Annotated in this window: 11 protein-coding genes; 3 read left to right on the top strand and 8 right to left on the bottom strand. The window is 26.8% G+C overall.

Annotation, left to right across the window (positions count from 1 at the left end):
• The first annotated feature begins 6 nt into the window (after nucleotides 1–6).
• Nucleotides 7–2,109: a carboxy terminal-processing peptidase gene (locus tag H0H55_RS00745; RefSeq protein ID WP_185861397.1), complete on the top strand. Its 2,103-nt coding sequence runs from the start codon at nucleotides 7–9 to the stop codon at nucleotides 2,107–2,109.
• Here the strand turns inward: H0H55_RS00745 and gyrA are convergent.
• A complete protein-coding gene (gene gyrA / locus H0H55_RS00740) occupies nucleotides 2,093–4,567 on the bottom strand; it encodes a DNA gyrase subunit A (RefSeq protein ID WP_185861396.1) in 2,475 nt (824 codons plus the stop codon). The genes H0H55_RS00745 and gyrA overlap by 17 nt on opposite strands.
• Before the next feature lie 36 nt (nucleotides 4,568–4,603).
• The gene (aroB, locus tag H0H55_RS00735) at nucleotides 4,604–5,668 is read right to left on the bottom strand and encodes a 3-dehydroquinate synthase (protein WP_185861556.1); all 1,065 of its coding nucleotides are present in this window, start codon (nucleotides 5,666–5,668) and stop codon (nucleotides 4,604–4,606) included.
• Between the two features lie 265 nt (nucleotides 5,669–5,933).
• On the opposite strand from aroB, the gene H0H55_RS00730 reads away from it, so the two are divergent.
• Entirely contained in the window at nucleotides 5,934–6,587 is a 654-nt protein-coding gene (locus H0H55_RS00730; RefSeq protein WP_185861395.1) for a DedA family protein, read from the top strand.
• A gap of 11 nt (nucleotides 6,588–6,598) precedes the next feature.
• Here H0H55_RS00730 and H0H55_RS00725 read toward each other — a convergent pair whose 3' ends face one another.
• The 3 genes from H0H55_RS00725 to H0H55_RS00715 are packed head-to-tail and all read right to left on the bottom strand — an operon-like array spanning nucleotide 6,599 to nucleotide 8,579.
• Nucleotides 6,599–7,021 carry a nucleoside deaminase gene (locus H0H55_RS00725; protein WP_394798770.1) on the bottom strand — a complete coding sequence of 141 codons (423 nt, stop codon included), beginning with the start codon at nucleotides 7,019–7,021 and terminating at the stop codon, nucleotides 6,599–6,601.
• Between the two features lie 20 nt (nucleotides 7,022–7,041).
• Nucleotides 7,042–7,644: a 50S ribosomal protein L25 gene (locus tag H0H55_RS00720; protein ID WP_185861393.1), complete on the bottom strand. Its 603-nt coding sequence runs from the start codon at nucleotides 7,642–7,644 to the stop codon at nucleotides 7,042–7,044.
• Complete coding sequence (locus tag H0H55_RS00715) at nucleotides 7,641–8,579, bottom strand: ribose-phosphate diphosphokinase (protein WP_185861392.1); 939 nt, start codon at nucleotides 8,577–8,579, stop codon at nucleotides 7,641–7,643. The genes H0H55_RS00720 and H0H55_RS00715 overlap by 4 nt, the downstream gene beginning before the upstream one ends.
• 52 nt (nucleotides 8,580–8,631) lie before the next feature.
• Between H0H55_RS00715 and H0H55_RS00710 the strand changes: the two genes are divergently transcribed.
• Entirely contained in the window at nucleotides 8,632–9,426 is a 795-nt protein-coding gene (locus tag H0H55_RS00710) for a thymidylate synthase (protein ID WP_185861391.1), read from the top strand.
• 8 nt (nucleotides 9,427–9,434) lie between these two features.
• Here the strand turns inward: H0H55_RS00710 and thrC are convergent, their stop codons facing one another.
• The 3 genes from thrC to thrA are packed head-to-tail and all read right to left on the bottom strand — an operon-like array spanning nucleotide 9,435 to nucleotide 14,174.
• Entirely contained in the window at nucleotides 9,435–10,751 is a 1,317-nt protein-coding gene (thrC, locus tag H0H55_RS00705) for a threonine synthase (RefSeq protein ID WP_185861390.1), read from the bottom strand.
• Between the two features lies 1 nt (nucleotide 10,752).
• Complete coding sequence (locus H0H55_RS00700) at nucleotides 10,753–11,721, bottom strand: homoserine kinase (RefSeq protein ID WP_185861389.1); 969 nt, start codon at nucleotides 11,719–11,721, stop codon at nucleotides 10,753–10,755.
• Between the two features lie 5 nt (nucleotides 11,722–11,726).
• The gene (gene thrA, locus H0H55_RS00695; protein WP_185861388.1) at nucleotides 11,727–14,174 is read right to left on the bottom strand and encodes a bifunctional aspartate kinase/homoserine dehydrogenase I; all 2,448 of its coding nucleotides are present in this window, start codon (nucleotides 14,172–14,174) and stop codon (nucleotides 11,727–11,729) included.
• Nucleotides 14,175–14,247: the final 73 nt, after the last annotated feature.

Below are 14,247 nucleotides of genomic sequence, written 5' to 3'. Positions count from 1 at the left end.
GTGAATATGAAAAAAATAAAAAAACTGAATGATATTAAGTATATAATAATTAGTTTATTTTTCATTTTTTCATTAAGTTTATGTTCTCCATTAGGAGAACAAGAAAAACATCGTATAGTACTTAAAACTATATATAAAACACTTTACTTTCTACATCCAAATCCCATTCCTATAGATAATGATTTTTCAATAAAAGTGTATAATACATATTTTGAAAAATTAGACAATCAAAAACGTTTTTTTCTACAAAAAGATATAGAAGATCTTTCTGTATATAAAGAAAAAATAGATGATTATTGGATTCATGGAGATCCTTTTTTTTTTAATATTATTATGAAACGTTTTTTTAAAAGAGTACAAAATGTCGAATCTATATGTCTTCAAATATTAAAAACATCTTTTAATTTTAATAAAAAAGAAATGTATGTACTTGAAAAACAAAATTTGTTTTATCCAAAAAATCAAAAAGAATGGGTTGAAAAATGGAGGAAATACTTAAAGTATTTGACTTTACTAGAAATCATCACTTCTAAAAATCAAAAAAAATTTTTTAAAAATACATTTTTAAAAAATGAAAAAATATCAAGAAAAAAAGTGGAAGAATATATGAAGGAATATTTTAGAAGATTAAAAATGAAAAAAGAATCTGATTGGTTCTCTATATATGTCAATACTATAACAACTCAATATGATCCCCATACTAATTTCTTTTCTCCTAAAGAAAAAGAAATTTTTGATTTAAATATATCTGGACAAACAGAAGGAATTGGTATAGAATTACAAGATGATAAAGGATATCCAACCGTCGTTAAACTTATTACAGGTGGACCTGCATGGAAAAACAAAAAAATAGAAGTAGGAGATAAAATTATACGAGTAGCAAAAAATATAAATTCAGAATCACAAAACATTGTAGGAATGTTATTAGAAAATTCTATTCGTTTAATTAGAGGGAAAAAAGGAACTAAAGTCAAGCTTACTATTCAAAAAAAAAATGGATCTATAGAAGAAATAATTTTAACTCGAGATATAATTGAAAAAAAAGAAATTTTCGCAAAAAGTGTTATAATTATGGATAAAAATAAAAATAAGTATGGGTTAATACATTTACCAGAATTTTATTTTAATCTTGAAAATAAAAATGGAAGAAATGCAGCTCAAGATATGAAAAAAATTATTCAAGAATTAAAAAAAGAAAATATAAAAGGAATTTTGTTAGATATAAGAAGTAATGTAGGAGGATCTTTAAATGCTGTTATAGAAATTGCTGGTTTTTTTTTAGGAAAAGTTCCTATTGTTCAAATAGGAAAACCTAATAAAAAGAAAACAATACTAAAAAGTCATGAAAGTCAAATTTTATGGAAAGGACCTGTTGTCCTTCTTGTAAACGAGTTTTCAGCTTCTGCTTCTGAAATTCTTGCTTCTGTTATAACTGATTATCAAAGAGGAATTATTGTTGGAAGCACTCAAACATATGGAAAGGGAACAGTACAAGTTGTTTATCCATTAAAAAAATTCTCTTTCTATAATTCAAATGAAAAGCTAGGAGCTTTAAAATTTACCATAAATAAATTTTATCGTGTAAACGGAAATTCTACTCAATTAAAGGGAGTAAATTCAGATATTGTGATTCCAAGTCATACAACAAGTTCGTTTTTAAAATTTATGGAGAAAAACAAAAAAAATCCTATGAAATGGGATAATACAAAACCTGTCCCTTCTCTTTCTCTTCATTATTATTATAGTCAGAAAAATTTAGGAAATATTAAAAATAAAAGTATAAAACGTTTAATGAAACATAATAATTTCATAAATATTAATCAAAAAATACGATTATTAGAAAATAAATTTTTAAATAAAAAATCATTTCCTTTAAATTGGAAAGAATTTTATTATGAAAACTTAAAAATCAAAAAGAAAAATGAATATTTTAAAAAATTAAAAAATGATTTATCTATATATGGGTTACAAGCTTTTAGTTCTTTATACAAAATCATTTGTCATGAAAAAGAATCAGAAGAACAAAAAAAATGGAAAAAAAATATAAAAAAAGATTTTTCAATAGTAGAATGTATCAATATATTACGAGATTTTAATGAAAATCCATAATAGACTTATAAACTTGTGCTACATCAGCTATAGCATCGTTGCTTTTTAAGTTAATTAATCTCACTCCTTGTGTAGTTCTTCCCATAATTCTGATATCTGATACAGGAATACGTATAATAATTCCTGATTTTTTAATAATCATTAAATCATCTTGATTTTTTACATATTTAATAGAAATTAAACTTCCTGTTTTTTGAGTTATATTTATCGTTTTAATTCCTTTTCCACCACGATTAGTAATACGATAATCTTTTATATAGGATCTTTTTCCAAATCCTTTTTCAGAAACTACTAATAAATGTCCTTTTTCTTTTTTTTCGACACATATCATGCCAACAACCCTATCTTTATTATTTGTACTAATTCCTATTCCTATAACTCCAGAAGAATTTCTTCCAGTTCGTCTAACTTTATTTTCTGAAAAGCGAATGATTCTTCCACTTTTTACAGCAATAAAAACATGACTATCTCCCTTAGTTAAAATAGCTTCTAGTAAAGAATCTCCTTTACGAATCACAATAGCATTGATTCCATCTTTTCTAGGACGAGAGTAATTTTCTAAAGATGTTTTTTTAATAATTCCTTTTTTCGTAACCATCATCACATAATAATCTTTAACATATTTCTTATTAGTCAAGTCTCCAGTTAATATATAAGCATTGACTTTATCATCTTGTTGAAGATGAATAATATTTTGTATAGCTCTACCTTTTGATATTTTAGATCCTTCAGGAATTTCATATACTCTTAACCAAAAACATTTTCCTTTTTCAGTAAAAAAAAGTAAATATTGATGATTAGTTGCTACAAGTAAATGTTTGAAAAAATCTGATTCTCTAGCAGTCGCACCTCTGTTTCCCACTCCACCTCTTCCTTGACGTTTATATTCTGATAAGGATGTTCTTTTAACATAACCAGCATGGGAAATTGTAAGAACTACTTGTTCATTTTCAATTAAATCTTCTATATTGAAAACTTTATCTCCTGAATAATCAATTTTTGTACGACGTACATCTTGATATTTTTTTTTGATATCTAAAAGTTCTTCTTGAATAATTTTAGTTCTTGTAGAATGTTGCTCCAAAATGTTTTTAAAAAATTCTATTTTGTTAATAAGTTCGTCATATTCTTTTTTAAGTTTTTTTCTTTCTAAAGATGTCAGACTTTGTAATTTCATATCTAAAATAGATTTAGATTGATTTTTTGATATTTCAAATTTTTGAATCAATCTATTACAAGCTTCATAATGATTTTTTGATGTCTGAATTAATTGAATCATGATATCTAAATGATTTAATATCTTAAAAAAACCCAATAAAATATGAACACGATTTTGACACTTTTTTAATTCGTATTTAGAACGACGGATTATAACATTATGTCTATGATTAACGAAATGTTGAATCAGACTTTTTATATTTAATTGAACAGGTTTTCCATTTACTAAAGCTATGTTGTTTACATTGAAATAAGTTTGCAAAGAAGTGTATTGGAACAATCTATTCAATAATATATTAGTATTCGTATTTTGTTTTAGAATGTATACAATACGTAAACCATTTCTATCAGACTCATCACGAATTTGATAAATTCCTTCCATTTTTCCTTCTTTCATTAATTCCACAGTTTTAGAAATCATGTCAGCTTTATTGACTTGGTAAGGAATTTCATCTACAATAATACATTGTCTCCCATGAATTTCTTCTAAATGAATTTTTGCACGTAAAACAATACGTCCTTTACCAGTAAAAAAAGCATTTTTAACTCCATCATATCCATAAATGATTCCACCTGTAGGAAAATCAGGCGCTTTAATATATTTCATCATCTGTTCTATAGATATATTATTATCATCAATGTAAGCACAAATGGCATCTATAGTTTCTTTTAAATTGTGAGGAGGAATATTAGTAGCCATTCCAACGGCAATACCAGAAGCTCCATTAATTAAAAGATTTGGAATTCGTGTAGGTAAAACTGTAGGTTCTTCCAAAGAATCATCAAAATTTAATTGCATATCCACTGTTTCTTTTTTAATATCCAACAACATTTCTTCAGAAATCTTTTTCATTTTTACTTCGGTGTAACGCATAGCTGCCGGAGGATCTGCATCTAATGAACCAAAATTTCCCTGCCCATCTATCAATGGATAACGTAACGTCCATTTTTGAGTCAGACGAACCATAGTATCATATACAGAAATATCTCCATGTGGATGATATTTTCCCAACACTTCCCCAACAATACGAGCAGATTTTTTATAAGAACTGTTGGAAAAAATTCCTAATTGATACATTCCATAAAGAACTCTTCTATGTACAGGTTTTAATCCGTCTCTAACATCAGGAAGAGCTCTGGATACAATAACAGACATAGAATAATCTATATAAGATGATTTCATTTCATCCTCAATATTAATTGAAATTAATTTTTCTTTTTTTCCTTCACTTATTTTCATTCATTTTTTTTAATATTAATTTTTTAATTAAAACATTTAGTTTAAAAAACTTTCCTTAATCAAGGAATACGGAACTTGACAATTATATGAACATTTTCCTATTTCTTGTAATAAAGAAAATTGAATTTTATTTTCTTCATTTTTTTTATCATGTTCCATGATCAACAATAGTTTGTTAATTTCTAAATTAGAAATTTTATTTTCAATTGGATATAAAGCAGAAAGATAAGATTTAATTTCTTGATAATCAGATATAGATAACCCATTAATTTTAAAAGAAATCCATGATTCATAAATCATACCTATAATTACTGAAATTCCATGTAATATTTTGTTGACATTCATAAAATAACTTTCTAAAGCATGTCCAATAGTATGTCCAAAATTAAGAATTTTTCTTAATCCTCTTTCTTTAGGATCTTGATTAACAATTTTTTGTTTAATTAATATAGATTTATGAATTAAATATTTCCATTCATTTTCATTTTTAATAATATCTATTTGAATTTGATTCATTTTTTTCCAAAAACTTTTATCAGCTATCAATCCATGTTTTAGCATTTCTGCCATTCCGGAAAGAATTTCTTTTTTTGAAAGTGTTTTTAAAAAATGAGTATCAATGATTAAAAATTCTGGAACATAAAAAGATCCAATTTCATTTTTGATAGAATCTAAATTTACACCTGTTTTATATCCTACAGCAGCATCGACCATTCCTAATAAAGTCGTAGGAATATTCACAAAACGAATACCTCTTTTAAATATAGAAGCGACAAACCCTCCAATATCTGTTATAACTCCTCCTCCTAAATTTATAATTAAACTTTTTCTATCTGCTTGAAGTTTTTCTAAATTTTTACATATTTGAATACACGTATAAATATTTTTTTCTTTTTCACCTGATTTTATTTTAATAATATTAGATTTTTTTAAAAAATTTATATTCTGAAAAAGAATAGGCAGACAATATGTATATGTAATATCATCTACTAAAATGAATATATTCTTTATCGAATTTACTTGATATAATAAATAATGTTTCAGGACATCATAAGCTTTTTTATCGAAATGTATAAATTCTCCCCTTTTTTCTATTTTCATGAGTCTAATTTCATAGAACAAAATTAACCAATTTTTTATTAATCAATGAAATAAAATATTTTTGACAACCAAAAAATGATAAAAATCAAACCTACGATGAAAAAAAATATATTAGGAATCCATCCTAAAATATTAATATATTTGAATAAATAATCCATGAAGTGAAGTATTTTCTAATTTTCTATTTCTATGAGAATATGAAAATAAATATTTTTTTAATGTAAATATTTAACTTTGATTTTCATTCATTATCATACTTTGTAAAATGTCAGATATTTGGGATTTTTTTCAGCATTTATTTAATCCTAGATGGATATTTTTATATTTTGGGAATACAGCATTATTTATTCTTTTAGCTATTGTTTTTGCAGAAACAGGATTTTTTATTGGTTTTTTTTTACCTGGAGATTCTTTATTATTTACTGCTGGAATTTTTGGTGAAGACTTATGCAAAAATTTTTATGATGTTCCTTTTTTTGTAATCATTTTAATTGTAGCATTCGTAGCTATTCTTGGAAATATGCAAGGATATTGGTTAGGATATAAATCAGGAAAATTATTATATAAAAAAAAGGATTCCTTTTTTTTTAAGAGAAAACATTTAATTTTAGCAAAATTGTTTTATAATAAATATAAAACAACTGCTCTTATTATGAGTCGTTTTCTCCCTATGTTTCGTTCTTTCGCTCCAATTGTGGCAGGAGCAATTCGAATAAATTTCAAAAAATTTATGATATATAACATTATTGGAGCTCTTGCTTGGACTTTTTCTATTATGTTAGCTGGACATTATTTAGATAAAAGTTTTCCGGAATTAAAAAATCATCTTGAATGGATTATTTTATTAATTGTTTTCATTACAGCTTTACCAATTTTTTTGAAAATAAGTAAGAATAAGAAAAAAAAAGTATTTATCTAAATTTTTTACATTTATGGTTTCTTTCTTTTATGAAAGAAAAATTTTTTTATAATAGCTTGGCATTGGTTTTTCATTATTCCAGATACAAATTCTGTTTTGGGATGCAATTTGGTACCAGAATACAAAAAACCTCTTTTTGATGGATTGGAAGCCCCACAAACAACTCTTCCTATTTGAGACCAAAATAAAGCTCCAGCACACATCACACATGGTTCTAAAGTTACATATAAAGTGCATTTTTTGATATATTTTTTTTTTAAATAATTAGAAGCTAAATTGATGACTATCATTTCTGCATGTGCAGTAATATTACATAAAGTTTCAGTCAAATTATGAGCTTTTGCTATAACTATATTTTTATATGTCATGGCAGCACCTATGGGAATTTCATTTTTATGAAAAGCAAGAATAGCTTCTCTAAAAGCTATTTTCATAAAATAAAAATCTAAAGACATTATTCATTTTTATCTTTTTTCTCTTCTTTATTTTCTTTTTCTTCTTGATTGATAGTTGCACGGGAATTTTTGACGTTTGCTACTAATGTATGATAAGGATGTAATATAGTATATTGATCATTATATAGATCTTTTACTGTTATTCTATCTCCTATATCTAAAGCATTAATATTTATTTGAATAGATTCTGGCATATGATGTGGAATTGCTTTTACTTTTAATTTTCTAATATTTGAATAATATTTTCCTCCTTTTGCTACTCCAATAGGTCTACCTAAAAATTTTACAGGAATTCCTAATATTATAGGTTTGGATTTATCAATCCTGTAAAAATCTGCATGTAATATTTTTTCATTTACAGGATCGAATTGTATTTCCTTTTGAATTGCATTGATTTTTTCATTATATCCCTCTATTTGAATAATGACTCCATATATTTCTTGAGTATATACTATTTTTCTTAAATTGTCTAATGAAGTAGAAAATGGAATGTTGATATTTTTTCCATATAAAATACATGGTATTTTTCCAGAAAGTCGAATAGAACGAACTTCTTTTTTTCCAATATTTCTTTTATGACCATATATATTAACATATTTCATATTATAAATTTATTACTAATGGATTCATCTTTATGTACTGATTGCATGACTTCAGCAAAAAGTTGAGCACAAGATAAAACTTTAATTTTATCATTAGGTTTAATTCGATTAATAGGAATCGTATCTGTTACTACCAATTCTTCAATCGCAGAGTTATGTATTCTTTCATATGAAGTCCCTGATAATACAGGATGAGTAGCTATAGCACGTACGCTTTTAGCTCCTTGTTTTTTGATTAAATTAGCAGCTTCCGTTAAAGTTCCAGCTGTATCTACCATATCATCTATGAGTATAATATTTTTTTCTTTTACATTTCCTATTAGATTCATGAATTCTATTTCATTTGCTTTTTTTCTTTCTTTATAACAAATAACTACATCTGTTCCCAAATAACCTGCATAGCTTCTAGCTCTCTTTGCTCCTCCCATATCTGGAGAAGCGATGGTCAATTGATCTATATTTAATTTTTTAATATAATCAATAAATATTCTAGATGCATATAAATGATCTACAGGTATATCAAAAAATCCTTGAATTTGATCTGCATGTAAATCCATAGTCATGACTCTAGTAGCACCTGAAGCTACTATTAAATTTGCTATAAGTTTTGCGGCAATAGGAGTCCTAGGTTTATCTTTATGGTCTTGTCTAGCCCATCCAAAATATGGAATTACAAGTGTAATATTATAAGCGGAAGCTCTTTTAGCTGCATCACACATTAATAATAATTCCATTAAATTATCTACTGGAGGACAAGTAGAACCAATCAAAAAGACTTGAGATCCACGAACAGATTGTTCGAAATAAGGAGTATATTCTCCATCACTAAATTCTAAAAATCGTACTTTACCAATAAAATTTCCGTAAAAATAAGCTATATTTTCTGATAATTTTAACCCACTTCTTGTAGAAAAGAAGAGAACTTTTTGATTCATAGTTTTATATTTTATATGTATAAAAATATAAAATAATAAATACATATTGTATATGAAACAATATTTAAATTTATTAAAAAACGTATTAGAAAAAGGAATTAGAAAAAAAGATCGTACAGGAGTAGGAACAACAAGTTTATTTGGATACAAAATGAGATTTAACCTAGAAAAAGGTTTTCCTCTTTTAACTACTAAAAAATTAAACATACGATCTATAATTTATGAATTATTATGGTTTTTAAGGGGAGATACAAACATTGAATTTTTAATAAAAAATAAAGTTTCTATCTGGAATAAATGGGCAGATAAAAATGGAGAATTAGGACCAATATATGGATTTCAATGGAGAAAATGGCCTACTCAAAACGGACATTTTATTGATCAAATCACTAATCTTATAGAAGAAATAAAATTCAATCCCAATTCTAGACGTTTAATAGTTTCTTCTTGGAATGTAGGAATGATTCAAAATATGGCATTACCTCCTTGTCATGTTTTATTCCAATTTTATGTACATGAAAAAAAATTATCGTTACTTTTATATCAAAGGAGTGCAGATATTTTCATTGGATTACCGTTTAACATTGCTTCTTACGCATTATTAGTCATGATGTTATCTCAAATTTTAAATTTGAAAGAAAAAGAACTGATTCATATCATAGGAGATGCTCATATTTACAATAATCATATTCAACAAGTCAAAATACAAATGAGAAGAACTCCAAGACCACTCCCTAAAATGATTATTAATTCTTCTATCAAAAATATTTTTCAATTTCGTTTTGAAGATTTTGAGTTGAAAAACTATAATCCTTTTCCTCATATTAAAGGAGATGTAGCGATATAAAATTTAAATTATTTTCTTGCTAATAACCAATTTTTGAAAACATTGAAATCATTGGATAATGATATTTTTCGTTTTTTTCTTTTTGTCTTCAAAAAAATTTCTAATTCTTGTGTAGAAACAATTTGTTTTTTCAAAACAGATGGCATATGATCTAAAAATTTGATAGGATGAGCTGTTTCTAAAAAAATAGCTGGATATGAAGTATTATCTATTTCTTGCAAATATCGTCTCAGTCCCAAATAACCAATAGCTCCATGTGGATCTAGCATATATTTATATTCTTTCCATATCGTTTCTATGATTGCTAAAGTTTCCTCATCTGTGAATTTATAGGAGGACAGTTTTTTTTTTAATTTAAAAATATTTTTATCATATAAATGCCATATTCTAGAAAAATTGCTAGGGTCAGATATATCCATAGCATTTGATATAGTTTTTTTGACTGAAAGAGGATGATATTTCCCAGATTTTAAAAACCTAGGTATAGTATCATTGATATTTGTAGATGCAATAAAAAATTTTATAGGTAAACCCATTTTTTCAGCCATCATTCCCGCAAAAATATTTCCAAAATTTCCACTAGGAACTGAAAAAACTAATTCTATCGGATTTTCTGAAATTATTTGTCTATAAGCTAAAAAATAATAAAACATTTGAGGGAGCCATCTTCCTACATTGATAGAATTGGCAGAAGTTAATGTATACTTTTGATTCACTTCCTTGTCTAAAAAAGCTTTTTTAACCATATTTTGACAATCATCAAAATTTCCATGTATTTCTAAAGCTAATATATTACTTCCTAGTGAAGTAATTTGTTCTTCTTGTAAAGAACTGACTCCATTATGTGGGTATAAAATTATGACTTCTGTTCCTGGTTTTTTATGAAATCCTTTAGCTACAGCACCTCCAGTATCTCCTGAAGTGGCGACTAAAACTGTTACATTTTTTTCTAATTTCTCAGAAAAAAAACTTAAACACTCTGCCATAAATTTAGCACCAACATCTTTAAAAGCTAAAGTAGGACCATGAAAAAGTTCTAATACATAAATATTATCATGTATTTTTTTCAATGGAAAAGGAAAAGTCAAAGTTTCATGAATAATATCATTGATAAATTTAGCAGGTATATATTTACCAATATAAGGTTTGACAATAACCATGGCAATCGTATGAATATCAAAAATTGGAAGTTTTTTCAGAAAATTAGGTTCTAGTTTAGGAATATATTTAGGCATATATAATCCACCATCAGGTGATAAACCTGTAAGGATTGCATCTTCAAAAGAAACTAAATTTTTATAATTTTTTAAACTGTAGTACAACATATTAATTTAATTTTTGAATACACTTACACTTCACTCCTTGTTGACTAATAGGAGAAGTATAAGTTTTGTAATCTACTTGTAACGGAGAATAGACTTGATTCATAACTTCAGTTACTTTTTTTGCTGTATCATTTCCTTTACTAAGCATGAATACAGAAGGACCAGAACCAGAAATTCCACCTCCCAAAGCTCCTATTTCTTTGCATCTTATTTTTAATTCATGAAAAGCTGGAATAAGCATAGATCGTATAGGTTCTACAATGACATCTTCCAATGATCTACTTATTAATTCATAATCTTCTCGATATAAACCTGCTACCAACGCTCCTATATTCCCCCATTGTCTAATCGCATCTGTCATTAATATTTTTTGTTTTAAAATTTCTCTAGCATCTGACGTTCTTACCACAATTTGTGGATGTAAAATACTTACCCATAATTTATCAGGAGTATGTAATTTAGTAATATCTAAAGGTTGATAACTTCTAATTAATGTTAATCCGCCCATGATAGCAGGAGCAACATTATCAGCGTGAGCAGTTCCACTTGCTACACGTTCCCCTTCCATAGCAAACCGTATCAATTGCATAGTATTAAAAGGTTTTCCTAATAAAATGTTAGCTCCATAAACAACACCAGCTGCACTGGCTGCACTTGATCCAATTCCACTTCCGGGATGAATATTTTTAATTAACTCAATATCAAATCCTATCTTTTCTTCTTTTTCTTTATCAAATTTTTGTTTTTTTTTATATTGTTTCAATAAAAATTGTAAAGCGACAAAAGCTACGTTTTTTTTTGGATCATTAGGTAATGATGATCCATGTATTTTTTTGATACGAATTCCCGGATTATTAGATTTATATAAAAAAATTTCATCTTTAGGTAAGTCTAGAGCTAATCCAATCACATCAAAACCACAAGCTAAATTAGCTACAGTAGCTGGTGAAAATATTTTAATTCCATTCATGATTTTTATTTAGTAGCTTTAATAATATCTGAAAAGACACCAGATGCCGTAACTTCTGCTCCAGCACCTGCTCCTTTTATGATGAGAGGCTGTTCAGCATAACGATATGTGTTATATAGAACCATATTATCTTTTCCTTCTAGTTGAAAAAATGGATGAATTTTTTTTACAGATTCTAATCCAACAGAAGCTATTCCATTTTCATAACGTGCAATAAAACGTAAACGTTTTTGATCTTTTTCTGCCTCATTTCTAATTTTAAAAAAATAATCTCTATATTTATGCAATTCTTGATAAAAATTATCTATAGAAATAGAGTTGGAACAAGTTTTTGGAAGAAAAGATTTTTGATGAATGTCACTAAGTTCTAATGGAGAACCACATTCTCTTGCTAAAATTAATATTTTACGCATAACGTCTAATCCACTTAAATCGATTCTAGGATCAGGTTCCGTATATCCTTTTAATTGAGCTTCTTTAACAACTTCTAAAAAAGATTTTTCTCCTACAAAATGATTAAATATAAAATTTAAACTCCCTGATAACACAGCTTCTATTTTATTGATTTTATCTCCACTGTTAATTAAATCATTCAGTGTGCTAATAACAGGAAGACTTGCTCCCACATTTGTTTCGAATAAAAATGGAGCTTTGAAATGTCTAGAAAGTGTTTTTAATCTTTTATAATGATCATAATCTGAAGAACAAGCGATTTTATTACAAGTAATAACTCCTATTCCGTTTTTTAAAAATTTATCATAGGTCATAGCCATTTCTTCACTAGCTGTATTATCAACAAATAAACTATTTCGAAGATTAAATTCCCATACTTTTTCCATAAAAGAATATATATTCATTTTAATACTTCTTTTTTTGATATCTATTTCCCAATTACTTAAATTAATTCCATTATCATTAAAATACATATTCTTACTATTAGCTAATCCAATTACTCTAACTTGAAGCTTTAATTCTTCTAATAAATAATTTTGTTGTTGATCTATTTGTTCAAGTAATTTGCTTCCTACTTTTCCTACTCCACAAATGAAAAGATTGATTTGTTTTGGAGGTCTTTCAAAAAAAGCTTCATGTAAAGTATTTAATGCTTTTTTAAAATCTGTTTTTCTAATAACAGCCGATATATTTTTTTCAGTAGAACCTTGTGCGATAGCTCGAACATTAATACTATTTCTTCCTAAAGCCGCAAACATTTTTCCGCTAGTTCCATGAAGATTTTTCATGTTATCTCCTACCACAGCAATGATACAAAGGTCTTTCTCGACTCTTAATGGATCAATACGTCTTTGATGTATTTCTTGAGCAAATTCGCTATCTATCACAATTTTTGCTTTGATCACATCCGTTTCATGTATTCCAGTAGTAATTGAATGTTCTGAAGAACTTTGAGTAATGAAAATTACATTTATTTTTTCTTGTGATAACGCTTCAAATAAACGTTTGGAATATCCAGGAATTCCTATCATCCCACTTCCTTCTAATGTAAGCAATGCCATCTGTTGAATACCAGATATTCCGGTCACAGGTTGACTTATATTTGTATTTTTATTAACATAAATCAAGGTTCCTTGATCTAAAGGAGAAAAAGTATTTTTAATTTGTATGGGAATATGTTTTTTCATGGCAGGTTGAATCGTAGGGGGATAAATAACTTTTGCTCCAAAATGTGATAATTCCATTGCTTCTTCATAAGAAATTTCTTTTATAGGAAAAGCTTGATTCACAATTTTTGGATTTGCTGTCATCATTCCACTTACATCCGTCCATATTTCAAGTAAACTGGCAGATACCGCAGCAGCTAAAATAGCTGCGGTATAATCAGAACCTCCTCTTCCAAGGGTCGTAGTTTCATTTTCAATTGTAGAACCTATAAATCCTGGGAAAACAATATATTCTGACGTTTTTTCACGAAAAAATTGAATAATATGGTGATTACTTGTGATAAAATCTACTTGTGCACATCCAAATTGAGAATCAGTAATAATTAAATCTCTACTATCTTTACAAACTGCATCTAATCCAGATTGTTTCAATTTTTCTGATACAAGAAAAGAAGAGCTCAATTCTCCAAAACTCATGATTTTATCTAAAGAACGTTTTGAAAGTTCTTCAACTTGAAAAATTCCATCACATAAACTTTCTAAATCATTTATATTTTTTTTAATCCAACTGATTAAATGACTTTGATAAGTTATAGGAAACAACTCTCTTATAATATTAATATGTCTAATTTCTATTTCTTCTAATATATTTTTGTAAATATTTTTTCTTTCAGAAGCTAATTGCCCACATTTTATTAACTGATCCGTAATATTTCCTAATGCAGATACAACAATAGCATATCTTCCTTTTGGTTTTTTTTCTAATAAAGAACAAATACGTTTGATAGCATTAGAATGAGCTACGGAACTCCCACCAAATTTTAAAACTTGCATTTTTTAATTATTTTAACAATTTTTCCCATTATTATCTTAGCAAAAATAATGATAATTTATGGAGACGTGCTTT

Origin of the sequence: Blattabacterium cuenoti (assembly GCF_014251795.1) — a bacterium.
GTDB lineage: Bacteria > Bacteroidota > Bacteroidia > Flavobacteriales > Blattabacteriaceae > Blattabacterium > Blattabacterium cuenoti_AB.
Note: the sequence above shows the minus strand (reverse complement) of the source record. Positions and strands in the feature narration are given on the sequence as shown.